The sequence below is a fragment of the Lysobacter spongiicola DSM 21749 genome (assembly GCF_900167055.1).
GTDB lineage: Bacteria > Pseudomonadota > Gammaproteobacteria > Xanthomonadales > Xanthomonadaceae > Novilysobacter > Novilysobacter spongiicola.
Genome location: NZ_FUXP01000018.1, coordinates 1 through 26,128, shown reverse-complemented (window position 1 = coordinate 26,128; position 26,128 = coordinate 1). Strand labels below are relative to the sequence as shown.

The window sequence follows — 26,128 nt, the reverse complement described above, 5'->3', positions numbered from 1 at the left end:
GCCTGGGTGTGCGCTTCGAGCGTGTCCTGACCGACAACGGTGCCTGCTACAGATCGCGCAGCTTCCGCCGCCTGGTCCACCGGCTCGGCATGCGCCACCTGCGCACGCGCCCCTATACCCCGCGTACCAACGGCAAGGCCGAGCGGCTGGTCCAGACCTGCCTGCGCGAATGGGCCTACGCACGCTCCTATGCCAACTCCGAACAGCGCGCAGGCGCCCTCCCGGGCTGGCTGCACCACTACAACTGGCATCGGCTACACGCCAGTCTTGGCTACAAGCCGCCCATTACCCGCATCCCGCTGAACAACGTGCTGGGTTTACACAACTAGACGGCTTACGTCGCCATCGCTCTTGTCCCACGGGGACTTCCTTCGGTCGTAGGAGCGGCTTCAGCCGCGATCGGATGTCCGGCCAGGCCATCCATTTCACGATCGCGGCTGAAGCCGCTCCTACAGGAGCAGGCCGGAGCAACGAGCGCATCAGCCATGTACAGGCAGGGGTTCGCGGTCGTTACCAGGGCTCAGCCCGTGGCGAAGAGGTCGGCTGGCGGTGCTTCAGGAGCCAGCGCGCCTTCCAGCTCCAGCAGGAAGCGCTTCGTCGGCAGGCCGCCACCGAAGCCGGTGAGGCTGCCGTCGGCGCCGATGACGCGGTGGCACGGCAGGACGATCGGCAGCGGGTTGCGGCCGTTGGCGGCGCCCACCGCACGGGTGGCGCTCGGGCGGCCGACCCGGGCGGCCAGCGCGGCGTAGCTCTGGGTGCTGCCGAACGGGATTTCGGCCAGGGCCAGCCAGACGCTGCGCTGGAAATCCGTGCCGCGCGGCGCGAGGGGCAGGTCGAAGCTGCGGCGGCTGCCGGCGAAATACTCCCGCAGTTGCGTGCGAGCGAGTGCCAGCAGGGGGTGGTCGCCTTCCTGCCAGTCCGGCCCACGCCTGACGTGGTGCCGGGAGGGGTGGAACTCGATGGCCCGCAGTCCGTCATTGGAGGCCGCCAGCATCAGTGGCCCTACGGGGCTGTCGATCGTGGTGAAGGTGGTCATCGTCTTGCCTCGGCTGCTTCAGGGGGGCGGAGTGCGGCTCCGGCCAGCGTGGGGTCGGCATGGATGGGCGATCGCGATCGGGCCGGCGGCGTGGCTTCCGCCGCGTGGCACCACAGGTGCATGACCGCGTAGGCCCGCCAGGGCTGCCAGCCCGACGCCGTCTCCATCAGCGAGCGCGTGGTCAGCGGATCGCCATCGTTCGAGGCGACCCTGCGGAGCACCAGGTCCTCGGCCGGGAATGCATCGGGGTGGCGCAGCACGCGCATCGCAATGTATTGCGCGGTCCACGGGCCGATCCCCGGCAGCGCCGTCCAACGAGAGGCGAACTGCTCCAGGGTCTGCTCGGACCGGAAATCCACCCGTCCATCCAGCAAGGCACGTGCGACGCCGCGGATGGTGGCGGCACGGGTGCGGGTGACCCCGATACCTGTGAGATCCGCGTCGGCGAGAGTGGAGGCACGCGGGAACAGCCGGTGCAGGTCGGTCGCCGGTGCAGGTTCGACTTCGGCTCCAAAACGTTCCACCAGTCGCGCCGCCAAGGTGCGGGCAGCCGCCACGCTGACCTGTTGCCCGAGGATGGCGCGCACGGCGATCTCGAATCCATCCCAGCCCCCGGGCAGCCGCAGGCCGGGGCGGGCCTGCATCAGCGGTGCCAGCAAGGGGTCGCGCGAAAGCGTGGCGGCGATGACCTGGGGGTCGGCATCCAGGTCGAACATGCGGCGGACGCGCGTGACGATCGCCAGCAGATGGGTGGTCGCGGCGCCGTGCACCTGCAGTTCAAGTGCGTGCCCGTCGCGCCAGGGGGTGACCTGCAGCCAGCCGGGGCCGGCGCCGGTATCCTCCGGCGCCAGCAACCTGGCATAGCTGTCGGTGTCCACCCGCTCGACCCCCGGCAGGGATCGGCTGCGGAGGAAGTCCAGCAGGGCCGGAAAGTCGTACGGGGGCCGATACCCGAGCTTCAAGATGATCGCGTCGTGCGCGCGGCCCGGCGGCCGACGGCGCAGTTCCCGCGGCGCCATGCGGTAGGCATCGCGGAAGGCGGCGTTGAAGCGGCGCAGGCTGCCGAAGCCGGCGGCCATCGCGACCTCGATGATCGGCATGCCGGTTTCAGTCAACAGTTGCTTGGCGAACAGCAGCCTCCGGGTGGCGTGCACGCCGGCCGGTGCGGCTCCGAGACGGTCTACGAACAGTCGACGCAACTGCCGGTCGCCGACGCCGACGCGGCGGGCAAGTTCCGCCACGGGTTCCATCGAGAGCAATCCGTCCTCGATCAGCTTCAGCGCACGAGCGACCACCGCGTCGCCACGGCGCCAGCTGTCATCGCCCGGTGCCAACTCCGGTCGGCAGCGCAGGCAAGGCCGGTAGCCCGCAGCCTCGGCCGCGGCGGCATGCTCGTAGTAGGTAACGTTCTCGGGGCGGGGCGGTGGCGCCGGGCACACCGGCCGGCAATAGATGCCGGTGCTGCCGACGGCGGTGAAGAACAGGCCATCGAACCGGGCGTCCCGGCTCAGGCGGGCCTGTTCGCAGACCAGCGGATCGAGAGCGGCGCGGGCATCCATGGATGACATGGACGCAGGCTAGCACCGGGAACGGGCCCGAACTGGTCGGATCCGGACGTCGATGTCCCGCTTTACGGGGCTCGCAGCGCTGGCGCCAGCGCCTCCGCGCCACCATCGTTCGCGGCCGGCTCCACGCCGAGCAGGCGGGCCAGGACGGGATACACGTCCACGTTGTCGATGGCGGGGACGGCCACGCCCTGCCGGAAGGCAGGGCCCTGCGCCAGGAACAGGGCGCGCATCGAAGGCAGGCCGGGATCGAAACCGTGTGAGCCGCGGGCGCGGTCGGCTGGGCGGCGGCCCAGCCACTCCGCAGGCAGGGCGTCGCGGCCCTCGTCCATCTGGCAGACGATGGACGGGACCCGCGGATGGCTGCCGTAATGCCACCGCTTCGGCAGTGCCTCCTTTCGCCAGCAGGCATAGCCTTCGTGCCGGCCCAGCAGTTGTGCTTCCGCCTGGCGGGTCCGCCCGGGCAGCGGCTCGAACCCAAGGGACTGGCCGCCGGTGACGAGACGTGCGTTGCCCGGGTCGACCATGGACTCCGTCGTGACCGACGCGCCGGGTGGCACGGTGGCCATGCCATGGTCGGATACCACCACCAGGTTGACCTGCCCGGCGACGTGCCGGTCCTGCAGTCCATCCAGCAACCGCCCGATGGCGGCGTCGACCTCGGCGATGGCCGCGTGCGCCTGCGGCGAGTCGGGTCCATGGTCGTGGCCGGCATGGTCCAGCGCTTCGAAATACAGGGTGGCGAAACGGGGTCGGGTGGATGGCGGCTCCGACATCCATCCCAGCACGGTGTCGACGCGATCCGGCATCGGCAGGCTGTCATCGAAAGGCATCCAGCGCGTCGGCCTTACGCCCTGGATCGCCGCTTCGCTACCCGGCCAGAAGAGCGTTGCGGTCGGCATCCCGGCGCGTTCGGCGGTAATCCACAGCGGCTCCCCGCCCCACCAGCGGCCGTCGGAGACGGCATCGCGGTTGCGCAGGCTGAACTCCCCCAGTACCTCGTCGCGCATCGTGTTGTGCACGATGCCATGGCGGTCCGGACGCAAGCCGGTGACGAGCGTGTAGTGGTTGGGGAAGGTCAGGCTGGGGTAGGAGGGGGTCATCCACTGCGCCCGGACCCCGCTGGCGGCGATCCTGTCGAGGTTGGGCGTGATGCCCAGCTCGAGGTAATCGGCACGGAACCCGTCGATGGAGACCAGCAGCACCGAAGGCGCGGTGACGGCGGCGTCGGCGGCTGCCGGTGGATCATCGGCGATGTCGGCGCGGCTGGCGCATCCGGCAAGGGCAAGGCCGAGGAGACTGGAAAGCGCGAGTGCGGCTGCGGTGGCCGCGGACCTGGAAGCTGGCATCCGCTGATGATACCCAGCCGATGTTTCAGGTATGCGCCTCCCTGTAACGCCGCTGCTGGCGATTCCCCGGTGCGGCGTGGATGACAGCCATCTGAACGAAAGTGCCCGGCCGCTACGCCACCACGCCGGCCGGGCGTATCTTCAAGGGTCCCAAACACCCCCGGAGAAGCACCATGAAGTTGCTGCTGCTCGCCACATTGCTCGCATCGCCCGCGCTCGCACTGGCCCAGGTGTCGGAGCCCCAGGTCAACCCGCACGTGCCGCAGGACACGACGCTCGACGAAAAGCGGGCGGAGGCCGAGCGTACCCAGGCCGACGCCGACCGCAACTGCGTCCGCTACACCGGTTCGCATATCAAGGCACCGCGGAACGACCGGCGCTCCAGGGACGAGCTCGAGAAAGTCGAGGGCCTCGACAGGAACGACTGCGTGAGCGCCAACGGCCGCGTCTATTCCCGTTCCGACCTGGAGCGCACCGGCGCCATCGACGTGGCGGATGCCTTGCGCCGACTGGACCCTGCGATCCGCTGAAGCGCCTGGAAAACCCAGGTGATTGCAATCCCCGACGCCCGGCCCCGCCGGGCGTCCTGCCATCCAGCGGTGCCCGGGGCTCGATGCGATAATCGCGGCCTTCGTTCCACTACAGGAAGCCGCCGATGTCCAGCCTCTCCGACCACGGTCGCCACGACCCCAGCCGCGTCATCCGCGCCCCCCGTGGCAGCGAGCTCAATTGCCGATCCTGGCTGACCGAGGCGCCGTTCCGGATGATCCAGAACAACCTGGACGCCGAGGTCGCCGAAAACCCGGCCGAGTTGGTGGTCTACGGCGGCATCGGCCGCGCCGCACGCGACTGGGAGTCCTACGACGCCATCCTGGAATCGCTCAAGCAGCTCGGCGACGACGAGACCCTGCTGGTGCAGTCGGGCAAGCCGGTCGGCATCTTCCCGACCCACGCCGACGCGCCCCGCGTGCTGATCGCCAACTCCAACCTGGTGCCGGCCTGGTCCACTTGGGAGCACTTCCACGAGCTCGATAGGAAGGGCCTGATGATGTACGGCCAGATGACCGCAGGCAGCTGGATCTACATCGGCAGCCAGGGCATCGTCCAGGGCACCTACGAAACCTTCGTCGAGATGGGCCGCCAGCACTACAGCGGGGACCTCAAGGGCAAGTGGATCCTCACCGCGGGGCTCGGCGGCATGGGCGGCGCACAGCCACTGGCCGCCAGCCTGGCCGGCGCCTGCAGCCTCAACATCGAGTGCCAGCAGAGCCGCATCGACATGCGCCTGAAGACGCGTTACGTCGACGAGCAGGCCGACGAACTCGACGATGCACTCGCCCGCATCGACCGCTACACGAAGGCAGGCGAGGCCAAGTCGATCGCGCTACTTGGCAACGCCGCCGAGGTCCTGCCCGAGCTGGTGAAGCGCGGCGTGCGCCCCGACGCGGTCACCGACCAGACCAGCGCGCACGATCCCGTGCACGGCTACCTGCCGATCGGCTGGAGCGTCGACCAGTGGCTGGCCGAACAGAAGGCGAATTCCGAGCGCGTTCGCGACGAGGCGAAGAAGTCGATGCGCGTACACGTCGAGGCCATGCTCGCGTTCGAGAAGCAGGGCATCCCGACCTTCGACTACGGCAACAACATCCGCCAGATGGCCAAGGACGAAGGCTGCACCAATGCCTTCGATTTCCCCGGCTTCGTCCCGGCATACGTGCGTCCGCTGTTCTGCCGCGGCATCGGCCCGTTCCGCTGGGTCGCGCTGAGTGGCGATCCCGAAGACATCTACAAGACCGATGCCAAGGTCAAGGAGCTCATTCCCGACGATGCCCACCTGCACAACTGGCTGGACATGGCGAAGGAGCGCATCAGCTTCCAGGGCCTGCCGGCGCGCATCTGCTGGGTCGGCCTCGGTCAGCGCCACAAGCTTGGCCTTGCCTTCAACGAGATGGTCCGCAATGGCGAGCTCAAGGCGCCGGTGGTGATCGGCCGCGACCACCTCGACAGCGGCAGCGTCGCCTCGCCCAACCGCGAAACCGAGGCGATGCAGGACGGCAGCGATGCCGTGTCCGACTGGCCGCTGCTCAACGCGATGCTCAACGTCGCCGGTGGCGCGACTTGGGTCTCCCTGCACCATGGCGGCGGCGTCGGCATGGGCTACAGCCAGCACAGTGGCGTGGTGATGGTCTGCGATGGCAGCGAGGAAGCCGACAAGCGCATCGCCCGCGTGTTGTGGAACGACCCCGGCACCGGTGTGATGCGACACGCCGACGCGGGATACGAGATCGCCAGGCAGTGCGCCAGGGAGCAGGGGCTCAAGTTGCCGATGGTGCTTTAGCCTCTGCATCCCCCAGCTGGTCGTCGCCTGCCGTTCTAGTGACCCTGGTAGGGCGTTGGCGAGCCGGACGGCATGTGCTAGTTTTGCATCGCAAATGCATCGCAAATGCAACGTGAACTTGCGCGGAGAGTGCTGCCATGAAACCCGCCCCGATGAAATCGGCCACCATGCCGTCGCTGCGCGTCGCACCGGAACTGCGCCAGGCGGCCGAATCCGTGCTCCACGACGGCGAGAGCCTGTCCAGCTTCATGGAGCAGACCCTCCGCGATGAAGTGAACCGTCGCCGGATGCAGGCCGAATTCGTCGTCCGCGGCCTGGCCGCGCGCGAGGACGCCAAGCGCACCGGCGTTTACTACAGCCAGGAAGAATCGCTGGCCCGGATAGATGCCGTCCTCGCTGCGCACAAGCCCGACACCCGGTGAGCTTCCGGGTCCGGATCAGCAAGGGGGCTCAGGACGATCTGGAGCGCTTGCTGGAGTTCCTCGCGCCCGTGGACTTCGCAGCGGCCTTGCGCGCGCGCGGGGCGATCGAGCGCGGCTACGGCTTTCTTGCGGAAATGCCGTTCGCCTGCCGCAAGGTGGACGATGCAAACCCTTTCCTGCGCGAACTGCCGATCCCCTTCGGTGGCGCCGGCTATGTCGCGCTGTTCGAGATCGACGACAGCACCACCATCACCATCCTCGCCGTGCGCCACCAGCGCGAGGACGACTACCACTAAGCCCATGGAAACGATCAGGTGCCTGTGACGTGACCGTACTTCGATGCACTGCCAGGCTGCTCAAGCGCCTGAAGCAGCCGGCCCGGCCGCCGGAACCCGCCCCACAGGCCAACCCGCTGGGCGAGTGGTATGCGGACATCGACTTCTGGCGCCGCAAGCCCTTTGTTGTGATGCTCAACGGCGCCACCGGTGCGGTGCTGGTGCTCAACGGCAACGCCGCCGGGCTGCGCGTGCTGCACGAGCGCACGCTGCTGCAGTTCTCCTCGCTGTGCGAGCATTTTGGCATCCGTGGGGCACGGGTGGATGCCGAGCTGAACGGCTTCTACGCCGGTTTCGCCTTTGCCAGTACCCGCGTCGCAGCCTGCTGGCCTCGCTCAACCAGCGCAAGTACGGCGCCTGGATGGGGTTCGAGCACAACGGCCGCTCGCTGGCGGAAGAGGCGCTGGGCGAATGGGAGCATGGGTTCTTCCAGCACCCGGCGCTGGGCCGCAACGCTCGGCACAACATGGACCACCACCGCCCACTCGACCTGCTCCGGCAAAGGCTGATGCCCGCCGCGCAGATCGTGCATTTCCCGCGATCAGCAGATTGATTCTCCCAAGGCAGAAGCGATGACACGAGCCAAAGCCCTTTTTCTTCCCCTGATTGCGCTGGCGGGGATTGCAATGGCGGGACCAATTGCCGCGGCTGCACCGCCATCCCTGGCAGCGGAACCCACTGTCAGCTTCACCCACCACGACTGGACGCTGGCCTGCGACAACACCCGTACCTGTCGCGCCGCCGGCTACCAGGATTACAACGACGAGCTTGCGGTGTCGGTGCTGCTGACGCGGGAAGCGGGCCCGCGCGCGGCAGTATCCGGTCAGTTGATGCTGGGGCAGTACGAGGAGGCGGTGGGTCCTGTCGAGTTGTCATTGCACATCAACGGTCGCGATCTGGGTCCGGTGGATGGCGCCTCGGGTGACGGCAGCGTCGCGCTGTCGCCGGCCCATGTGGACGCGCTGTTCCAGGCACTCGCTGGAGATGCCGATATCGCCTTCGTTGCCGACGACGGCCGCCGCTGGCGGTTGTCCGACAAGGGCGCCACCGCCGTCCTACTGAAGATGGACGAGTTCCAGGGCCGCCTGCACACGCCCGGCGCCCTGGTCCGCCAGGGCACTCGTAGCGAGGACGATGTGCTGCCATCACTGCCGGCGCCGACGATCCACCTTGCCGCAGTTGCGCCGACCCGCCCGGGTGACGAGCGATTGCTGTCGAATCCGGACCTGCGCAATGCGCTGCAGGAGAACCTGCCGGATGACGAGGAGTGCCGGGGACTGGAGCCGGAAGAGTGGGACGAGTCGGCTGAGATCGAGCGCCTCGACGACGACACCATGCTGGTATCGGTTCGCTGCTGGATGGGTGCCTACAACGTGGGCCGGGGATTCTGGGTCGTGGACGCAGTTGCTCCGTACCGGCCGCGCCTGGTCACGACCGCTGCCGAATACCACGAGGCCGGCATCATCGGCGCCAGCCAGAAGGGCCGGGGCCTTGGAGACTGCTGGTGGCAAGCCAGCTGGGCGTGGGACGGCGCCGCGTTCGTGAAGGCTTCGGAATCGACATCGGGGATGTGCCGGCTGGTGGCTGCCGGTGGTGCCTGGACCATGCCCACTTTAGTGAGCGATCTGGAGCAATAGCGCCGAGCTGGGAATTGGCCGAAAAGCTGGAATGGAGATCGACTGCAGGGAGCGGTCGAGGAATCTGCAACAACAACTCAAGGAGGAGAACATGGACGCCAGAAGCGGCGCACATTGGGTGACGTGGGCTGACACGCACGCCCGCAACAGTCGCCGGATCGAGGATCTCGAAGCATCGTTTCGCCGGAACGGCGAAGCCTTTCTCGCAGTACTGAAGGAGGCGGGTGCGCAAGTAGGGGTGTCGGCTACCCGCCGTAGTCCCAAGCGCGCCTACCTGTTCCACTGGCCCTGGAAGATTGCCCACGGCAAATGTCATCCAGCCGATGCCGCGCCGATGGCCGGCATCGGCATACGTTGGGACCACGGGGACGTGGCGAAGAGCAGGGCAGGCGCGGCGGAACTCGCACGCGCTTTCGGATTGGCAATGCCGCCGAGAAGCATCCACGCACCTGCGCTGACCAGCAACCACATTGCCGGCAAGGCGGTCGATATGAGCATCCGGTGGAGCGGAACGATGGAGCTGGCTCGCAAGGGCGGAGCGCCGGTGGCCGTGTCCTGGAGCCCGAACGTAAACGCCAATCTCCCGCTACACGAGGTGGGTGCTTCCTATGGCGTGCTGAAGCTGCGCTCCGATGCCCCCCATTGGTCCTTCAACGGAAGATAGCTCCATGTCCAACAATGAGCGCGCCAATGTTGCCGTCACTATCGCAGTTGTGTGCGTCCTGCTTGGAAGCTGTGCTGCGACTCTCCCGCGGGCGGCAGGTGGCGTATCCGATCTGCCCGGATTGATCGGCTGGATGCATGGCGGTTGCATCGCTTTGTCTGACGATCGCGTAGCCCCTGGGACCAAGCTGACGCTCGTATCAGTGGATTCCGAGTCTCGGAATGTGATGACTGCGAAAGTCGCGGGGCGTGCCACGGGCTCCAGTGACTGTCCTGCACTTCTGGAAGACCGCCGGACCGCCAATCAGGAAGCGGGCTGGTCGTTCTACCTGGTAGAGCCGCGTCTGCCTTCAGATTTCGCAATAGGCTTGGTTGCCCTTGCACCGGAGGGCGATCCGGAAACCTACCTGGACCTCGACGGCGACGGTCAACAGGAGAGCTTCGGTTATTGCACCACCGCCGAGGGCCTGCGCTTCGCAGTGGCGCCAAGCTCGGCTGGCGGAGGTGAAGCTCTGTGGAGTGGGTACTACTACCTCGGATATGACCTTCAGGCGAATTGTCCTGACCATTGAGTTGAAGGCCATTGCCCATCGACCGCCCGGATAGCCACCCGTTGGGTGTTCAGCAGCAGATCCGAGGTGTTTCGCCCATGGTCCGATGGCGGCGTGATGCCTCGCGCCACAGTCGCCACGCCACGAAACCGAACCACAGCACGATCGCGGCGACCAGCGCCTTCTGCGACAGCCCGCGTGGCAAGTTGCGGAACAGCGCCAGCACCCAGACGCCAGTAAAACAGGCCAGCGCCCAGCCGAGCAGGACGGGCGATATCCGCCGCCAAGCGGGCGCTTGCCGAAGTCGCCATGCCTGCAGCGACATGCCCGTCGTCGCGCACAGGAACGCCGCCTGCGCCGAGGTGCCGTGCACCAGGTGCACGAGGCGCTGCTCTTCGTCGGGAAAACGCATGGGTGCGAAGGCGGTGACCACCAGTGACGCCGCGGCGATGGCGAACATCAGCAGTGGTGCCGCGCTGCGCCGGGGGCGCGGCGGTTCGCGGTAGAGGCCAATGCCAAGGGTGAGGATACCGATGGCGAGCGCGACGTAGCCGGCCCGCAGCATGCCGGCCCACGGCCCCACCAGGTAGACGCTCATTTGTGCGTCCACCCACGCCAGCTCCGGTCGCAGGCCGTGGACCGAGAAGGCGGTTGCCGCGAAGCACAGGACCGCCGCCAGTGCGACGAGTGCAAGAGCCAAGGGTGGGCACGGGTCGCGGAGCATGAGGGCAGTATCCATACAGGCGCCGATACTGTGCGCGACGGGTCGGGGCGGCAAGTGCGCCGGTCGGTGTCGATTCCGGGATGCTGTGTCCGTCGCTGTGTGGAAGACCCGGAACGCCCGGCGCTCTACCATCCCGCCTGCGACACGAAGGGGTCCAAGAATGAGCCACGAATCCCGATCCTCATCCGACGCCGGCGCATCGACGGCCGGCGTTGTTGAGAACGCCGGATCGCCATCGTTGTGGAGCGAACTGCGCGACGCCATCCGCGGCACCAGCGCGGATTACACGAAGATCCCGCTGCGCCGCGCGGTGTTCCTGCTTGCGGTACCGATGGTCCTGGAGCTGGTGCTCGAGTCCACCTTCGCGGTGGTGGACATCTACTTCGTCGGCCGGCTCGGTGCGTCGGCGGTGGCGACGGTCGGGCTGACCGAGAGCTACCTGTTCCTGCTGTATTCGGTGGCGATGGGGCTGTCGATGGCCGTCACCGCGGTAGTGGCGCGGCGCGTGGGCGAGCACCGGCAGGAGGCCGCGGCGATCAGTGCCGTGCAGGCGATCTGGCTGGCGCTGCTGGTGTCGCTGCCGTTCGCGATCATCGGCATCGTCTGGGCGCAGGACCTGTTGCGCATCATGGGGGCCGACGCCTGGACGCTCGAGCACGGATACCGCTACATGCAGTGGGCGCTGGGCGGCAACGCCGTGATCATGCTGTTGTTCGTGATCAACGCGATTTTCCGCGGCGCCGGCGATGCCTCCAGCGCGATGCGGGTGCTGTGGTTCGCCAACGCGCTGAACATCGTGCTCGATCCATTGCTGATCTTCGGCTGGGGCCCGGTGCCCGCGCTCGGCATCGAAGGGGCCGCCATCGCCAGTACCCTGGGTCGCGGTGCTGGCGTGCTGATGCAGTTGTGGATCCTGTTCCGGGGCGGCAAGCACCTGCGCGTGATGGCATCGCATCTCGCCTGGGAGGGCGCGACGCTGCTCAACATCGTGCGGACCTCGCTGGGCGGGGTCGGGCAGATGATCGTCGCGATGACGTCGTGGATCTTCCTGATGCGCATCCTGGCCAGCGTCGGCAGCGAGGCGGTCGCCGGTGCCACCATCGCCATGCGCATCATGATGTTCACGATGATGCCGGCCTGGGGCATGTCCAACGCCGCCGCGACCCTGGTCGGGCAGAACCTGGGCGCGAGCGAACCCGATCGCGCCGAGGCGTCGGTCTGGCGGATCGGCTGGTACAACATGGCTTACCTGGTGCTGGTGTCGGCGGCGTTCTTCCTGTTCCCGGCGCAGCTGGTCGGCTTCTTCAGCCCCGATCCGGCGGTGGTCGCGATTGGTGCGGAGTGGCTGCGGATCCTGTCGTACTCGTTCTTTGTCTACGGCTGGTGGATGGTCGCGGTACAGGCCTTCAACGGTGCCGGCGACACGGTGACCCCCACCAAGATCAACCTGGTGTTCTTCTGGCTGATCCAGATCCCGCTGTCGTGGTGGCTGGCCCTGCACCTGGGTTGGCAGCAATCGGGCGTGTTCTGGGGCGTGTTCGTGTCGGAGACGCTGGTGGGCGTCTTCACCCTGTGGCTGTTCTCGCGTGGCAGGTGGAAGACGGCGCAGGTGTGACGGCGGCCCGGCGCCGGGCCGCTCCTCTCGTGCAGCTCAGGTGCCCGGGTAGGGCTGCGCCTTCAACAGACCGGCCAGGTGCGCGGCGTTGCTGGCAGCCATCGAGATCGTGCTGGAGACCTTGTCGGGTACTTCGTCGAGATCCTTGAAGTCGACGCTGCCCATTGCCTCGCCCACCCAGTAAGCCGAGGCCGCCGCGGGGATGGTGAAACCGACGTCGCCCAGCGCCTGGTAAAGCTCGGCGGTGACGTGGTGGGCGCCGTCCTCGTTGCCTACGACGCCGACCAGCGCCACCTTGCCGAAAGACGGATAGCGGCCCTTGTCGTCGGCCTCGCCGAGGAACGCATCCATCCGCTCCAGCACGCGCTTGGCAACGCTGGATGGCTGGCCGAGCCAGATCGGCGTGGCCAGCACGAGGATGTCGGCATCGAGCACACGCTGGCGCAGGGCTGGCCAGGCATCTCCGTCGCCCTCGTCGGAGGTGACGCCGGGCTTGATGTCGTGGTCGACGGCACGTTCGCTTCCCCCTTCCACGCCGTGCTTGCCCAGCTCCCGCAGCAGCAGGTCCATCATCTTGTTGGTCGAGGAGTCGCCTGGCGACGGTTTCAGGGTGCAGTTGAGGCCGAATGCGCGCAGTGCCATGTCTTCTCCGGGTTCGAGGGGGACTCCCGATTCTGGGACGGGGCGGGTGGAAGCCATGTCACCGTCTCGCTCGCTCAGCGGCCCCCGCCGCCTCCGCCGCCGCCGCCACCTCCGGAGAAGCCGCCGCCGCCGGATCCGGAGCTGCTGCCCGGAGGCGTTGAAGACGACGAGATCTGCGAGTTCAGGCTGCTGCCGACCGCGCGGGTAAACGCCGCAGGATTGCTCATGACACCGCCGTGGTACCAGGCGATCGATGCGGTCGCCGCCGCTGCGGCGGAGGCGCCCACCGCAAGCGTGAACTGTCTTGTCCAGGCGTCCTCTACGCCGAGCGCGACCGCGTACGGCAGCAGCCGCTCGAAGCGGCCTGCATCCAGCGTGGGCGCCGTGCCCGGGGCATCCAGCCGCGCCAACTCCTCGCGGTCGGCTACCTCGAGATAGCGCTTGAAGCCTGCGATCTCGTCCAGCAACCGCCTGCCTTCCAGGGTCGGTGCCTTGATCAGGTAAGCGAAGACACCAAGCACGACCACCATCAGGAACACCAGGGCGAGGATCAGCGGGACGCCGTTGCCGCCGCTGGCCCCGAACGCGAGCACGGTGGTGGCGATCATGATCAACGTCGCCCAGCCGATGCTGCTCCCGTTGAGCTTGAACATCGATGGTTTGAACCGCTTGGCCAACGCACTTGAGTGGGCCGTGGTGGCGGCCTGCATGGTGGAGGCATTCTTGTTGTCGAGCTCGAGGACGCGGCCCCCGCCGGCGAACAGCCGCTCAAGCAGCGTGCGTTGCTCGGGCGTCGCCGCGCTCTGCGCCTCGCCGGTCTTTTCCAGCATCCAGTGGTCGCCGCGCTTTTTTTCCGAGGCATGGATACCGACCGCGCCGTCCACGGCCGAGGCCAACAGATCGGAGGAGAAACAGCGGGTGTCGTAACCCATGCGCAGCATGTAGCGCAGGCCTGCGGGGGAGTAACCTGCCGGCGGGTCGTAGCGCACGATGATCGTGCCTGCCGCCGGGTCGCGGCCAATCCTGCGCCATCGCACCACGCAGAACACCAGCAACACCACCAGGCCGGCCAGTGCGACGAGCAGGCCGAGGTTGTCGCGCAGCAACCATGCCAGCCGCTGCTGCCGGCCCGGTTCGACGACGACGCCCTTGGGGAAGCTCAGCACCGTGGTCAATCCCGAATAGGGCGGTAGCGGTTCGGTCAGCTCCCAGCGTGCCACCCCGGGCGCCGGTGTGGATGCGGTAAAACCTATGCCACGTTCGCCCATCGGCCCGCTGTAGCCTTCCGCCACAAGGTCCTCCACCGGCACCGGCTCGGGCAGGCGGACTTCCACGCTGCCGGTCTCGATCCCGAACATCCAGCCCTGCCCGATGGCATTCCAGTACAGCTCGTTGCGGGTGTCGAAGAAGCCGAGCTGGCGAGTGGTGCGGTAACGCAGGGTGTATACGTGCTCCGCCGGCACCGGCAGCAGGCTGTCGTCGCCGGTGTTGACCCGCACGCCATTGCTGCGCTTCTCGGTGAACCAGGGCTCGGACCGGCCGTTGCGCAACACGTCCATCACCTCGAACTCGACGACGACGCGGTTGCCGTGGCGATCGCGGTATCGGGTGGGGAAGTCGCGATAGATGCCGCGGCGGATGTTCTCGCCTTCCGCCCGGACCCGGATGTGTTCCACCACGTCCAGGCTGCCATCGGTGTTGACCTGGACCTCGCTGTGGTAGGAGAGGATGCGCTCCTCCGCCAGTGCCAGGCCCGGCCACAGCAGGACGAACAGCAACAGCCAGCGCATCACGGCTGCATCTCCACGACGGGTGCGGCCCGATGGCCGGGATCGGCCTGGAAGAACTCCGCCTCGCCGAAACCGAGCGTGCGGGCCACCAGCAGGTCAGGCACGCGCTGCACCGTGTCGTTGAGGTCGCGCACGGCGCCGTTGTAGAAGCGCCGCGCGTACTGCAGGTGCTCCTCCACCTCGACCAGGTCACGCTGGAGCTGTGCAAAGTTGGCGTTGGCTTTCAGGTCCGGATAGGCCTCCCGCAACGCGAGCAGGCGCCCCAGACCCTGTTCCAGTTCCGATTCCAGCGCTCCCAGCTCCCGCGGGCTGCGCAGGGACAACGCCCGGCTGCGCAGCTCGGTGACCGATTCCAGCAGGGCCCGCTCATGGCTGGCGTAGCCCTTGACCGCCGCCACCAGGCGCGGCACCAGGTCGTGGCGCCGCATCAGTTGCACGTCGATGTCGGCCCAGGCGGTCGCGACCTGGTTGCGAAGCCTCACCAGCCGGTTGTAGGCGAAACCGGCCCAGGCCAGCAAGGCGATGACGGCCAACACGACCAGCAGCAGGGGCATACTCAAGAGAGCGTTCTCCGAAAGCGCGCCGCGCCGGGTTGGCGCGCGCTGCGCGCAGGTTCAGCCATCTCGGGCTCCGCTGCAACGCCCGGTCAGGGGTGTTCCGCAGGAGGGGGCAGCTTGAGGCTCAGGACCATCGTCAGCGCCAGCACGGTCACCACGACGGCGAGCGAGACCAGCACGGGGATATGGTAGAAGCCGGCGATCAGCATCTTCGCGCCCACGAACACCAGCACCACCGCCAGCCCGTAGGGCAAAAGGTGGAAGCGGTCGGCCAGGCCCGCCAGCATGAAGAACATCGCGCGCAGCCCGAGGACCGCGAACACGTTCGACGTCAGCACGATGAAGGGATCGGTGGTGATCGCGAAGATCGCCGGGATCGAATCGACCGCGAAGATCACGTCGGTGACCGCGATCATCACCAGCACGACGAACAGCGGGGTGTACTTTCGGCGGCTGCCCTGGCCGATCCACAGCGCCTCGCCCTGGTAGCGGCGGATCAGGGGCAGGTGTCCGGTCACCCAGCGCAGCACCGGGTTGCGGTCCATATCCGGTTCCTGGCCGGCGGTGCGCCACATCTTGATGCCGGTCAGCAGCAGGAAGGCGCCAAACAGGTACAGCACCCAGCTGAACTGTGCGACCAGCGCCGCGCCGATGAAGATCATGATGGCGCGCAGGAAGATCGCACCCAGCACACCGAACACCAGCACCCGTTGCTGGGACTGCGCGGGCACGCCGAAATACGTGAACAGCATCAGGAAGACGAAGATGTTGTCGACCGCCAGCGACTTCTCCACCAGGTAACCGGTCAGGAACTCCAGCGCGATCTGGTTTCCAACGGCTTCACCCGCGGTCTCGACCAGGTACCACCACAGCCCGGCGTTGAAGATCAGCGCCAGCGCCACCCAGCCGGCGCTCCAGTACAGCGCCTCGCGGAACCCGACGCGGTGCGGGCCGCCATGGCGCATCAACGCCAGGTCTGCCAGCAGCGCCAGCACGACGACGATTGCGAAACTGGCCCAGAGCCAGACGTTGCCGATCGATTCCAAAGTGGTTCTCCCGTTGTGAGGACGCGCCGCGGCCGGTGCGGATGCACGGCATGGGGTTCACGGGATCGGGGGGTCGAAGGGACCGGATCGCCGGGAGCACAGGCCTGTCGCCGCTGCGGCGAAGGTCTTGCTCGTCGGCGATGGAAACCGACTGCTGGACCGGGATGTCTCCATCCGTAATGACGGCCACAGCGCTTGGGAGCTACTCCCCTTCTGCCGCGGATTGTCCTTGCTGCGCCCGGCCCGGTCAATCAGCCTGCATCCAGGCGCAGTCGAGCGCGTCCAGACCGATGTGGACCAGTAGCCCGATGGCCAGCAGGCGCGTGCGCCGCGGCAGGAGCAGCAACGCGTAGAACACGATGGCAGGCGTACGGTGCAATGGATGGAAGCCGATGCTGCAGCGGTCCGGCACGTAGATCGGGTCGGCCCACAGATGGTCGATGTCGATCAACCAGCCCGCCAGCATCCAGGCCCATGCGCTGCGCCACCGGGCCCTGAAGAACACCCGCGCGATCGCGAGCGGCACGAAGGCGTGCAGCAGCAGGTGGGTGGCGGATCGGAAGTCGAGGTCCATCCGGCCGGATCGTACAATGGGCGCCAGCGGAGTACCGAAGGAGGATCGCCATGCGCAACCCGATGCAGGACCAGTTGCTCAAGGCCGGGCTGGTCAAGAAGAGCAAGGTCGCCCAGGTGCTGCGCGATCAGGCGAAGCGGCGCCATGCGAAGGCGGCCCCGGCAGACGAGAGCGAAAAGGTGGACGCCCGGCGCCTGCAGGCCGAACGGGCCGAGCGCGATCGCGCCCTGGCAGCCGAGCGCAATGCCCAGGCACGCCTGCAGGAGATCCGGGCACAGGTGCGCCAGATCATCGATGCCAACCGGGTGGACGCGACGGGCGAGGAGCCCTACAGCTTCGAAGACCAGGGCAGCATCAGGAGGGTCCATGTCGACGCCGCGCAGCGCCAGCAACTGGCCAAGGGCTCGCTGGTGATCGTGCGGGATGCGGATGGATATGCGCTGCTTCCGGAACCAGCGGCGCAGAAGGTGCGCGAGCGCGAGGCATCACTCGTCGTGCTCGACAACCGCCAGAGGGACACTGGCGGCGTCGAAGATGAAGACCCTTACTACAGTCGCTTCAAGGTCCCTGACGACCTGGTCTGGTAAGGGTCAGCAGGGGCCTGTGGTGAACTTCATCCGCGGCCCGGAGCTGGCGCCCCAATACGCCGTGTGGCCCGTGCAGTCGGTATAGCGACCGCCGATCGCGACGTTGTTCGAGTCGTAGTAGGTGTACTCGTACCATCCGCTTCCCACCGGCGGGATCCGTGCGACTGCTGCTCCGATGGCCATGCCGCTCAGGGCTAGGGCGACCGCGAAAATGCGAATGCGGGACATATCGTTCCTCCATGGAATGGCGACAGTGGCGCAGCCGAGGTTAGCGCCGCGTACGGCGGGGGTGGCGACCGTTCGTCGGCCGCGCCGGCTCACGGCCTTTTCATAGGGCGTCGGCAAGACTGTCCCCCGGCGCCGTCCCGCGCAGTCCGCAGCAGGCACACCCGGAGGGAGCCATCAGCACCGACACCGCCCGTGCAGATGCCGACGGCAGGTTTGTCCGCCGTTGCCTGATCGCGGCCGCCGTCGTGATCGCGGTGTTGGCCGCCTACCAGTTGCTGGACGTCATCCTGCTGGTGTTCGCGGCGGTCCTGATCTCGGTGATATTCCGGGCGGTGGCGGCACCGCTCGCGCGGCTGGGACTGTCGCCGCGACTTTCGCTCACCCTCGCGGTGCTGGGCATGTTCGTGCTTGTCCTGGCGGGGGTGTGGTTCTTCGGTTCCCGCATCGCGGTGCAGGCACAGGTCCTGGCGGAGCTGCTGCCGGAGGCTTGGGGCTCACTGCAGGCGAGGCTGCTGGTCCTGCCGATGGGCGAGCAGATCCTGAACTCGATTACCGATGTCGTGCCGGACCGGAAGGCGATCGTCAGCGGCGCCGGCCGGTTCATTGGCTCGGTTGGTTCGGCTGCGCTGGAGATCATCGTTGTGGTGGCGGCCGGCATCTTCATCGCGGCCAAGCCCCGGGTCTATCGAAATGGGGTGGTCCAGCTCTTCCCGAGCGGCCGGCAAGCGCAGGTCGGCGAGACCATGGACGCCTCGGGACGTGCCCTGCGCATGTGGTTGCTGGGCCAGTTGCTGGCGATGACCGTGGTGGGGGTGTTGACCGGGGTCGGCCTCTGGCTGGTGGGGGTGCCCTCCGCGCTGGCGCTGGGCGTGATCGCCGGGCTGGCAGACTTCGTGCCGCTGGCAGGCCCCTTTGCCGCTGCGGTCCCGGGCCTGCTGATCGCGCTGGCGCAGGGCCCTGAGCAGGCACTCGGCGCCCTGGCGGTGTACGTGCTGGTACAGCAGCTGGAAGGCAACATGATCGCGCCGCTGGTCACGCGGCACGTGGTCTCGATACCGCCCGCCGTCACCCTGTTCGCGTTGCTCGCGCTGGCAGTGATGTTCGGCCCCACGGGCATCCTGCTGGCGGCGCCGCTGACGGTGGTCGCGTTCGTGGCGATCAAGAAGCTCTACGTGCGCGACACGCTGGAACACAGTACGGAAGTGCCGGGTGAGGACACTGGCCCGGAACCTTCTTCTTAGCCCATCCCGCGGCTGGACGGGGCGTGGCGCGTGGTCACGCCGGACTTCTTCGACAGCCGCTGTCCGCGACGCTCACCGGAAGGACGCGGCCATCCCTGGAGGCACGGATGGGCCGGGCCGAGCAGGGCGACCCCATCCTCCGCGCTGATCACGGCAAACGTTTCGCGCTGCAGCGATTGCATGACGTCCCGCCATGGCCTGGGCGGGTCGACCTCCGCGGCGTAGTGGTCGACGAGCTCGGTGGTCCCGCATGTGGTCAGCGGCCCATGGTCCTTCTCGGCCGCTACCGAAGGAAGGCAGCAGCGTGGAACCAGCAGCAGCGCACCGTTCCTGCATCGGTAGACAGCGATGTCCATCTTCCGTCCCCAGAATAAAGACCCCTGAGCCCACGATCCCGCAATGACAGCGTTGCGTCGGTGTGCTTTCGAACACAAGCGGCCACAGCGGGAGCCTAGGACAGGGTGGCTCCCAGCAGGCGCTCGTACTCGCCCTTGACGACGGCATGGCATTCGCAACTGTGCTGCTCCAGGGCCGGCCGATCCACCACGTGGATGCGGCCCCTGCTGTAGCGGATAACGCTTGCTTCCTGAAGCCGGCCAGCGGCCTCGGTGATGGCCTCGCGGCGCACACCCAGCTTGCCGGCGATTGCTTCCTGCGTGAACCGCAGTTCGTTCGATACCGTCCGGTCCAGGCACAGCAGCAGCCAGCGGGACAGCTGCTTTTCGACGGTGTGGTGCCGGTTGCAGACCGCCGTCTGCGCCATCTGCGCCAGCACGAACTGCGTGTATCGCAGCACCACGAACTGGAAGTCGCCACCTCGCCTGAACTCGCGGTCGGCATCTTCCGCACGGATGGCGTAAGCCTCTCCCGCGAGCTGGACCACGGCTTGCGACGGGGTGCTGTGGCTGTCGACCAGCACGGCCGAACCGGCCATGCCCTCGTTGCCGACCATGGCGATCTCGCTGGTGTCGCCGCTCTCGGTGACGTACAGCATGGACACGATGCCGCTGCGCGGGAAGTACATGTGGCTCTGGCGGGTGCCGCTGTTGTAGAGAATCTTCCCCAGGGGCAGGTCAACCCGATGCAGCATCGGCTCTATCCGTGCGCAGGTCTCCTCGCATAGCCGGTCGAGCAGTCCGTTCTCGGGCTTCCATGTTTTCTCGTGATCCGCGCTCATTCGCCTTCCCCGACTGAACAGGGATTCTCAGATGCGGGAGCAGGCGCGTATGTACGGCAACGCACATAGGTCGCTCCACGACAGGCCGAAAGCGGGCGGCACGCGCAGGTGTCGGAAGCGGGTTCGGGACGAAGCGCTCCCGGGCATCAGGGCAGGGGAGCCATTCCACCGTGCGCGCGGGGGACGGTGAATGCAAGGAGTTTCGGTCGAGGCTGGAAATGCGGAGGGCGTTGACGCGCGCCATCGGATTTTGGCGCAAACTCGGGCCAATGGAGAGGGGGAGCGGCGGAGTGCCGGAGAACTGATGATCGACTTCAGGAAGCTGTTCGAGCGACTGCCGGCCCCGTACGTGTTGCTTGACCGCAACTTCGACCTGGTCGACATGAACAGCGCCTACCTCCAGGCCACGGCCCGCAGCCGCGAGGAGCTCGTGGGCCGGAACATGTTCGAGGCCTTCCCGGACGACCCTGGCGCCACCGGCAGCAGCAGTGCCGATGAATTGCGGGCGTCCTTCCAGCGCGTGCTGGACACTGGCGAAGCGGACACCCTCAGCCTGATCCGCTATGCCATCCCGGTGCACACCGGGTTGGGCGTCGAGTTCGAGGAGCGCTACTGGAGCGCCACCCACGTTCCGCTGCCGGGCGCTGACGGAGGCGTGCAGTACATCCTGCAGCAGACGATCGATGTCACCGAGCTGCAGTACATGAAGGCGGAGCTGCGGGCGCGCCGCCAGCAGGGGCCACCGATGGAACAACTGCAGGGTACGCTGCTGGCCAGGGTGCAGGTCGTACAGGATGCGAACCGTTCACTGGATTCGCAGCGCCGCCACCTGCTGCAGCTGTTCGACGAGGCTCCAGGGTTCATGGCATTCCTGCGTGGCCCGGAACACGTGTTCGAGCTGGCGAACAGCGCCTACATCCAACTGGTGGGTGGGCGCGACGTCACCGGCAAGGCTATCCGGGACGCGTTGCCCGACCTCGACGGCCAGGGCTATTTCGAGCTGCTCGATGATGTGTACCGCACCGGACGCCCGTTCGTCGGCCGCGGCATGCAGGTCGACATCGCCACCAGTCCCGGCCAGCCGCCAGATACCCGCAATGTCGACTTCATCTACCAGCCCGTGCGCGAGAGCGACGGACGGATCATCGGCATCTTCGTCCAGGGCCACGACATCACCGCCCAGGCACGCACCCAGGCCGAGCTGGAGCGCCACCAGTGCCACCTCGAGGCGCTGGTACGCCAGCGCACGAAGGAGCTGCAGCAGAGTGAGGAAGCACTGCTGCACGCGCAGAAGCTGGAAGCCGTCGGCAAGCTCACCGGCGGCGTCGCCCATGACTTCAACAACGTCCTGCAGGTCATCGGCGCGAACCTCCAGCTGATCCTGGCATCCGGTCCTGTCGAGGGCGACTCGTCCCTGCGGCGCCGTGCGCGTTCCGCCATGGATGCGGTGGACCGGGGCGCGAAGCTGTCGTCGCAACTGCTCGCGTTCGCGCGCCAGCAACCACTCCGCCCGGTCGTGTTCAACATGGGCGACCGGCTGCGGACCCTGGATGACCTGCTGCGGCGTACGCTCGGCGAGCCGGTGGAGTTGTGCATCGAGGTCGAAGAGGGGTTGGGGAACGTCTGGGCGGACGTCTACCAGCTCGAGAACGCCGTCCTCAACCTGGCGATCAACGCGCGGGACGCGATGCCGCACGGCGGCCGGCTGGACATCGTGATGCGCAACGTGGTGATCCAGCCGGACGATCGCGCGGCCGAGATGGACCCGGGCGCCTACATCCTGCTGGAGGTGCGCGACACCGGCCACGGCATGTCGCCGGCCGTGCTGCAGCGCGCCTTCGAGCCGTTCTTCACCACCAAGGGCGAAGGCCAGGGCACCGGCCTGGGCCTCAGCATGGTCTACGGTTTCGCCAAGCAGAGCGGTGGGCACGTCAGCATCCACAGTGCGCGCGGGCAGGGCACGATCGTCGGGTTGTTCCTCCCTCGAACGGATGCGCCGGCCACCGGCACCGCGGCCGAGGCCCCGCGTCCGGATGCCGGGCGCGGCGAGACGATCCTGGTGGTGGAGGACGATCCGTCGGTGCGCGAAAGCGCGGTGGATACGCTGCAGTCGCTCGGGTACGTGGTGGTGGAGGCGGGCGATGCCGCAGAGGCCCTGGAGATCCTGGGCGCGGGACGCCGGGTCGACCTGCTGTTCACCGATGTGGTCATGCCGGGGCCGATCCAGAGTCCGGAGCTGGCCGAGCGCGCACGCAGCCTGCAGCCGGGCATGGCAGTGCTTTTCACTTCCGGCTACACCGAGGACGTGGTGTTCCACGATGGTCGGCTCGACCCGGGTATCGAGCTGATCGACAAGCCTTACCTGCGCGATGAACTGGCCGCGCGCCTGCGGCATCTGCTGGGCGATCGGGACACCATCCGGGCGCAGGGCGGGCTGCGGATCCTGCTGGTGGAGGACGACGCTGCCAACCGCGCGCTCACCGCGGAGCTGCTGACCATCACCGGACATGCCGTGGTGGCGGTGGGGGACGCCAGCAGTGGCCTGCGGGCGCTGCAGGAGGAACCGTTCGACGTCCTGCTCAGCGACGTGGGGTTGCCGGACCGGCCGGGCCCGGCCCTGGCGCGGGAGGCGTTGGAGCTTCATCCGGACCTGGCCGTGGTGTTCATTTCCGGCCATTCGGCCGAAGACCTGCGAGCCTCCGGCATCCGTGCGCCGGTCGTATGCAAGCCGTTCCATCCGGACCAGCTGGAGGCCGCCCTGCAGGCCGCGGTATCACCGGTCAGCGGGAGCGAGTCGCCGCGGTGACCGGTATCCCGGGAGAAGGTTCGGCGCACAAGGCACGTTTACGGGTCCGCGGCAGGCGCTTGATCGCGTATTCCGCCCGGCTGGCGGTGGAGCGGTCGGGATACTCGAACCTTGCCAGCAGCCGCAGCGGTGGGTTGGCGCGGGTATAGCGTGCGCCCTTGCCGGCCACGTGTTCTGCATAGCGGCGTTCGACATCGGTTGCGATGCCCGTGTAGATGCTGCCGTTCCGGCACTCGATGAGGTAGACGAACCAGGTCGGCATCCAGGCAGTGTATGGGCGGCGCCGGCATTCATCACGGGTTGGGCTGGCGCACGCCGTTGGCCATAGACTGGAGCCCCACCCGATCGTCGCTTCCCGCATGACCAGGACGTGGTTCGCCGCCGCCATCGCCGTCTTACTGGCGGCCTGCAATCCGCAGGCGCCGCAGCCGCAGCCTGCGCAGGTGGAAACCAGCAACGATGCCTCACGCGGTGGCGCCGTGTCCGATGCGACCGCTCCGCCGCCCGTTCCGCCCGCGGCGGAGCCGGTGACCGAGCGCAGCGTCGATTGGTGGCCCATCGAGCTGCCGGACACGCGGGTACTCGTCAGCTGCGAGCACGACTATGCCGAAGCTGGCGATGGCGTGGAACTCGATTCACTGGGGTATTCGGCCATGCGCAAGGCGATGGCGGAATGCCAGGAGCGGGGGCGGCTGCGCCTGCGCTACGAGGGCAAGATCACCCCCGGGTTCACCTCCCTGATCGAGCGCAGCGTCGAGCTGCTCGATACGCTCGGCATCGAGCAACGCATCCTCGACATCGATTCCAGTGGCGGGCAGATCGAGCAGGCGATCGTCGCCGGCGACATCATCGCCGAATCCGGCTGGACGATCTGGGTCCGGGAAGATTCCTCCTGCCACAGCTCCTGCGTGCTCATCCTGGCCGCGGGGGACATGCGCATGCTTGCCGGGCGGGTCGGTATCCACCGCATGGTGAGGATCGGTTCGGAAGCCCGCTCCCGCGCGGAACTGAATGCGGAGCTGGAGGAGGTCCACGGGCAGGTGCGGCAATACCTGGCCCGCAACGGCGCGGCGTTCGCCGTCGCCGACCTGATGATGACGGTGCCCAACCGCAGCCTGCGCCTGCTGACCAGCGCGGAACTCCGCCGCTTCGGCCTGGACGGACGCAATGCGGTGGCTGACGACCTCCAGCGCATCCAGCTGGCGCGCAAGTGCGGTGAGGCGTTCGTGCACCGCAAGGACGCTTTTTTCCGGGCATTCGACGAGCAGTGCCAGGGGCCGGAGGAAGAGGTCGGCGGCATGGGTGAATGCGGGATGGCGCTGCGCCAGCGTTTCGGGTTCCCCGACGCGACCTGCCCCGCCGAGAGCCCCATGTCCGAGTACGAGGCGACTGCGGACGTACCGCGGCGTGGGGACCGCCAGACGTCCTGAGGGCGTGCCGCACGGCGACGCCACTTTCATGCCTGTCGCGCGATCCTGCGGTCCCGACTCCCAGGAGGCGACGATGAATCAATCCCAGGACAAGCGCGGGCAGGACCCGTCGGCGGATTCCGAAAAGGAGACCTCCGAACCGGGCCGACGTGAACGCGAATACGGGCACAGCTCGGGGGATCGGAACTCCCGCCACGAAAGGGACGAGTGGAAATCGTTCGAAGGTGGCGAGCAGCGGGAAGCCAGCCCGGACCGGCCGCCGGTCAACTAACCCTCGACAGGCGGGCCGGGAGCAGGGGGCAAGAGGCGGAAATTTTTTCCGCACCCTGCAAAACCGGCGGCCCGACCGCCGCGTAGTGGCCTTTCCCGAATGGTCGCGGCTGGCACGCGACTTGCGCCGGTATCCGGGCACCACCGCGACCGCGGCATCACCACGACCAAGGAGGACATCCCCATGCGGGAGACCAGCGACGTCGAACGCGAATTCAAGGCAGTGGCCCAGGACGTCCTGCAGCTCGGCGCGAAATGCGTGCAGGCAGGCCGTTCGTGGCTGAGTGAAAGGAGGAACGAAATGAACCATCGAAACGATGAATCCCGCGGATCCCGCGGCCGCCACGGCGCTCCTCGCGATCAGGGGCAATCCGGCGGCTGGGACCAGCAGAACCGGCAGCGCCAGCAGGGCCGCCCCTACGGGCAGTCCAGCCAGTACCAGCAGGCGAGGGGTGAAGAGTTCCACCCCTACCAGCACAACCAGCACAACCAGCAGGATCGCTTCCATGGGCACGCCGGTGAGGACTACGGCCGCGCGCAAGCCTATGGCCAGGGCGGAATGGAGCGTGAGTACGGACAGGATTTCGAATCCACCCAGGCCACCGGCCCGCGCTACGACCGCCAACAAGGGCGCAACGCCCAGGGACTCGGTCCCCGCCGCGGCGGTGGGCGGGGCGGCCAAGGCGGCTACCGCGCCGGCCCCCAAAGCTACGGCGACAGTGGGCGGCAGGCGGGGGAGGGCTACGGCAACAGTTCCGGCTACGGCAGCCCGCGGGGTGACAGCTACGTGGGAGACGCTGGCATCACAGGCTACCAGGGGCAACAGTTCGCGGTGCCGGGCGACACCCAGGCCAGCTGGGCGGGTGGTGGACGCTCCGGGAGCTATGGCGGTTTCGCCGGCATGGGTCCCAGGAACTACAGCCGGTCGGACGAGCGCATCAAAGAGGATCTCTGCGAGCGCCTGACGGACGATCCCGACGTGGATGCCAGCGACCTGGAAGTGAAGGTCTCCGGCGGCACCGTGACTCTGGAAGGCACCGTCGATGAGCGCTGGATGAAGCACCGCGCCGAAGACCTGGCGGATGCCTGCAGCGGTGTGCGGAATGTCGAGAACCGGATCCGGGTACGTTCGCGGTATGCATCACAGGGTGCCGGGACCGAAGACAGCACCGATCGCCAGGGCAGCTCCGGCGGCACTGAAACCGGCGCTCCCTCGACGCGTACCAGCAGCAAGGGCGAGGCCGCCCACTAGGTGTGTAAACCCAGCACGTTGTTCAGCGGGATGCGGGTAATGGGCGGCTTGTAGCCAAGACTGGCGTGTAGCCGATGCCAGTTGTAGTGGTGCAGCCAGCCCGGGAGGGCGCCTGCGCGCTGTTCGGAGTTGGCATAGGAGCGTGCGTAGGCCCATTCGCGCAGGCAGGTCTGGACCAGCCGCTCGGCCTTGCCGTTGGTACGCGGGGTATAGGGGCGCGTGCGCAGGTGGCGCATGCCGAGCCGGTGGACCAGGCGGCGGAAGCTGCGCGATCTGTAGCAGGCACCGTTGTC

At 67.6% G+C, this 26,128-nt stretch carries 30 protein-coding genes; 16 read left to right on the top strand and 14 right to left on the bottom strand.

Annotated elements, in window-relative coordinates; genetic code table 11:
* A partial coding sequence (locus B5D37_RS14115; RefSeq protein ID WP_143814347.1) for an integrase core domain-containing protein occupies positions 1–329 on the top strand: 329 nt, incomplete at its 5' end.
* Between the two features lie 191 nt (positions 330–520).
* Here the strand turns inward: B5D37_RS14115 and B5D37_RS14110 are convergent.
* From B5D37_RS14110 to B5D37_RS14100, 3 genes are all read right to left on the bottom strand, one after another.
* Complete coding sequence (locus B5D37_RS14110) at positions 521–1,036, bottom strand: methylated-DNA--[protein]-cysteine S-methyltransferase (RefSeq protein WP_078759377.1); 516 nt, start codon at positions 1,034–1,036, stop codon at positions 521–523.
* On the bottom strand, positions 1,033–2,595 hold the full coding sequence (locus tag B5D37_RS14105; RefSeq protein ID WP_143814348.1) for a DNA-3-methyladenine glycosylase 2 family protein: 1,563 nt from the start codon (positions 2,593–2,595) through the stop codon (positions 1,033–1,035). Before B5D37_RS14105 ends, B5D37_RS14110 begins: the two co-directional genes overlap by 4 nt.
* A gap of 71 nt (positions 2,596–2,666) precedes the next feature.
* A complete protein-coding gene (locus tag B5D37_RS14100) occupies positions 2,667–3,950 on the bottom strand; it encodes an alkaline phosphatase family protein (protein ID WP_078759375.1) in 1,284 nt (427 codons plus the stop codon).
* A gap of 173 nt (positions 3,951–4,123) precedes the next feature.
* Between B5D37_RS14100 and B5D37_RS14095 the strand changes: the two genes are divergently transcribed.
* From B5D37_RS14095 to B5D37_RS14750, 8 genes are all read left to right on the top strand, one after another.
* Complete coding sequence (locus tag B5D37_RS14095) at positions 4,124–4,480, top strand: hypothetical protein (RefSeq protein ID WP_078759374.1); 357 nt, start codon at positions 4,124–4,126, stop codon at positions 4,478–4,480.
* Positions 4,481–4,605: 125 nt separating this feature from the next.
* Positions 4,606–6,288, top strand: a complete 1,683-nt coding sequence (hutU, locus tag B5D37_RS14090) for a urocanate hydratase (protein WP_078759373.1) — start codon at positions 4,606–4,608, stop codon at positions 6,286–6,288.
* A gap of 137 nt (positions 6,289–6,425) precedes the next feature.
* Positions 6,426–6,710 carry a YlcI/YnfO family protein gene (locus tag B5D37_RS14085; protein WP_234987916.1) on the top strand — a complete coding sequence of 95 codons (285 nt, stop codon included), beginning with the start codon at positions 6,426–6,428 and terminating at the stop codon, positions 6,708–6,710.
* A complete protein-coding gene (locus B5D37_RS14080; RefSeq protein ID WP_078759371.1) occupies positions 6,707–7,006 on the top strand; it encodes a type II toxin-antitoxin system RelE/ParE family toxin in 300 nt (99 codons plus the stop codon). The genes B5D37_RS14085 and B5D37_RS14080 overlap by 4 nt, the downstream gene beginning before the upstream one ends.
* Positions 7,007–7,035: 29 nt before the next feature.
* A complete protein-coding gene (locus B5D37_RS14075; protein WP_078759370.1) occupies positions 7,036–7,554 on the top strand; it encodes a DUF6933 domain-containing protein in 519 nt (172 codons plus the stop codon).
* Positions 7,555–7,671: 117 nt separating this feature from the next.
* On the top strand, positions 7,672–8,682 hold the full coding sequence (locus B5D37_RS14070; RefSeq protein ID WP_143814346.1) for a DUF1176 domain-containing protein: 1,011 nt from the start codon (positions 7,672–7,674) through the stop codon (positions 8,680–8,682).
* A gap of 31 nt (positions 8,683–8,713) precedes the next feature.
* On the top strand, positions 8,714–9,346 hold the full coding sequence (locus tag B5D37_RS14065) for a hypothetical protein (protein WP_234987914.1): 633 nt from the start codon (positions 8,714–8,716) through the stop codon (positions 9,344–9,346).
* A gap of 4 nt (positions 9,347–9,350) precedes the next feature.
* On the top strand, positions 9,351–9,917 hold the full coding sequence (locus B5D37_RS14750) for a hypothetical protein (protein WP_143814345.1): 567 nt from the start codon (positions 9,351–9,353) through the stop codon (positions 9,915–9,917).
* A gap of 49 nt (positions 9,918–9,966) precedes the next feature.
* Here B5D37_RS14750 and B5D37_RS14060 read toward each other — a convergent pair whose 3' ends face one another.
* Positions 9,967–10,635: a DUF998 domain-containing protein gene (locus B5D37_RS14060; protein ID WP_159447414.1), complete on the bottom strand. Its 669-nt coding sequence runs from the start codon at positions 10,633–10,635 to the stop codon at positions 9,967–9,969.
* Positions 10,636–10,780: 145 nt separating this feature from the next.
* Here B5D37_RS14060 and B5D37_RS14055 point away from each other — a divergent pair, with 145 nt between their 5' ends.
* Positions 10,781–12,235: an MATE family efflux transporter gene (locus B5D37_RS14055; protein WP_078759368.1), complete on the top strand. Its 1,455-nt coding sequence runs from the start codon at positions 10,781–10,783 to the stop codon at positions 12,233–12,235.
* Positions 12,236–12,271: 36 nt separating this feature from the next.
* Here the strand turns inward: B5D37_RS14055 and B5D37_RS14050 are convergent, their stop codons facing one another.
* The 5 genes from B5D37_RS14050 to B5D37_RS14030 all read right to left on the bottom strand — a co-directional run bounded on the left by B5D37_RS14050 (position 12,272) and on the right by B5D37_RS14030 (position 16,844).
* Complete coding sequence (locus B5D37_RS14050) at positions 12,272–12,877, bottom strand: flavodoxin family protein (protein ID WP_078759367.1); 606 nt, start codon at positions 12,875–12,877, stop codon at positions 12,272–12,274.
* A gap of 74 nt (positions 12,878–12,951) precedes the next feature.
* Complete coding sequence (locus tag B5D37_RS14045; protein WP_078759366.1) at positions 12,952–14,667, bottom strand: DUF2207 domain-containing protein; 1,716 nt, start codon at positions 14,665–14,667, stop codon at positions 12,952–12,954.
* Entirely contained in the window at positions 14,667–15,221 is a 555-nt protein-coding gene (locus tag B5D37_RS14040; RefSeq protein WP_078759365.1) for a LemA family protein, read from the bottom strand. The genes B5D37_RS14045 and B5D37_RS14040 overlap by 1 nt, the downstream gene beginning before the upstream one ends.
* 92 nt (positions 15,222–15,313) lie before the next feature.
* On the bottom strand, positions 15,314–16,270 hold the full coding sequence (locus B5D37_RS14035) for a TerC family protein (protein WP_078759364.1): 957 nt from the start codon (positions 16,268–16,270) through the stop codon (positions 15,314–15,316).
* 247 nt (positions 16,271–16,517) lie between these two features.
* On the bottom strand, positions 16,518–16,844 hold the full coding sequence (locus tag B5D37_RS14030) for a DUF6122 family protein (RefSeq protein ID WP_078759363.1): 327 nt from the start codon (positions 16,842–16,844) through the stop codon (positions 16,518–16,520).
* A 50-nt stretch (positions 16,845–16,894) separates the two neighbouring features.
* Between B5D37_RS14030 and B5D37_RS14025 the strand changes: the two genes are divergently transcribed.
* The gene (locus tag B5D37_RS14025; RefSeq protein ID WP_078759362.1) at positions 16,895–17,431 is read left to right on the top strand and encodes a DUF2058 domain-containing protein; all 537 of its coding nucleotides are present in this window, start codon (positions 16,895–16,897) and stop codon (positions 17,429–17,431) included.
* 3 nt (positions 17,432–17,434) lie between these two features.
* Here B5D37_RS14025 and B5D37_RS14020 read toward each other — a convergent pair whose 3' ends face one another.
* The gene (locus B5D37_RS14020) at positions 17,435–17,659 is read right to left on the bottom strand and encodes a DUF6289 family protein (RefSeq protein WP_078759361.1); all 225 of its coding nucleotides are present in this window, start codon (positions 17,657–17,659) and stop codon (positions 17,435–17,437) included.
* 119 nt (positions 17,660–17,778) lie between these two features.
* Between B5D37_RS14020 and B5D37_RS14015 the strand changes: the two genes are divergently transcribed.
* The gene (locus B5D37_RS14015) at positions 17,779–18,900 is read left to right on the top strand and encodes an AI-2E family transporter (protein ID WP_078759360.1); all 1,122 of its coding nucleotides are present in this window, start codon (positions 17,779–17,781) and stop codon (positions 18,898–18,900) included.
* On the opposite strand, the gene B5D37_RS14010 is transcribed toward B5D37_RS14015, so the two are convergent.
* Complete coding sequence (locus B5D37_RS14010; RefSeq protein ID WP_078759359.1) at positions 18,897–19,256, bottom strand: hypothetical protein; 360 nt, start codon at positions 19,254–19,256, stop codon at positions 18,897–18,899. The two genes, B5D37_RS14015 and B5D37_RS14010, sit on opposite strands and share 4 nt — an antisense overlap.
* A 95-nt stretch (positions 19,257–19,351) precedes the next feature.
* Positions 19,352–20,077, bottom strand: coding sequence for a Crp/Fnr family transcriptional regulator (locus B5D37_RS14005; RefSeq protein WP_078759358.1), 726 nt, complete (start codon positions 20,075–20,077; stop codon positions 19,352–19,354).
* A gap of 304 nt (positions 20,078–20,381) precedes the next feature.
* On the opposite strand from B5D37_RS14005, the gene B5D37_RS14000 reads away from it, so the two are divergent.
* Positions 20,382–22,883: a response regulator gene (locus B5D37_RS14000; protein ID WP_078759357.1), complete on the top strand. Its 2,502-nt coding sequence runs from the start codon at positions 20,382–20,384 to the stop codon at positions 22,881–22,883.
* Here B5D37_RS14000 and B5D37_RS13995 read toward each other — a convergent pair.
* Positions 22,858–23,145: a GIY-YIG nuclease family protein gene (locus B5D37_RS13995; RefSeq protein WP_078759356.1), complete on the bottom strand. Its 288-nt coding sequence runs from the start codon at positions 23,143–23,145 to the stop codon at positions 22,858–22,860. The genes B5D37_RS14000 and B5D37_RS13995 overlap by 26 nt on opposite strands.
* Before the next feature lie 97 nt (positions 23,146–23,242).
* On the opposite strand from B5D37_RS13995, the gene B5D37_RS13990 reads away from it, so the two are divergent.
* The 3 genes from B5D37_RS13990 (at position 23,243) to B5D37_RS13980 (ending at position 25,835) form a co-directional block, all read left to right on the top strand.
* On the top strand, positions 23,243–24,313 hold the full coding sequence (locus tag B5D37_RS13990; protein ID WP_078759355.1) for a COG3904 family protein: 1,071 nt from the start codon (positions 23,243–23,245) through the stop codon (positions 24,311–24,313).
* Positions 24,314–24,386: 73 nt separating this feature from the next.
* Complete coding sequence (locus B5D37_RS13985) at positions 24,387–24,584, top strand: hypothetical protein (protein WP_078759354.1); 198 nt, start codon at positions 24,387–24,389, stop codon at positions 24,582–24,584.
* Positions 24,585–24,767: 183 nt separating this feature from the next.
* Positions 24,768–25,835 (top strand): BON domain-containing protein, encoded by a 1,068-nt coding sequence (locus B5D37_RS13980; RefSeq protein WP_159447412.1) that lies wholly within the window; start codon positions 24,768–24,770, stop codon positions 25,833–25,835.
* On the opposite strand, the gene B5D37_RS13975 is transcribed toward B5D37_RS13980, so the two are convergent.
* Positions 25,832–26,128 (bottom strand): integrase core domain-containing protein (locus B5D37_RS13975; RefSeq protein WP_143814343.1); only part of this gene is annotated, 297 nt, incomplete at its 5' end. The genes B5D37_RS13980 and B5D37_RS13975 overlap by 4 nt on opposite strands.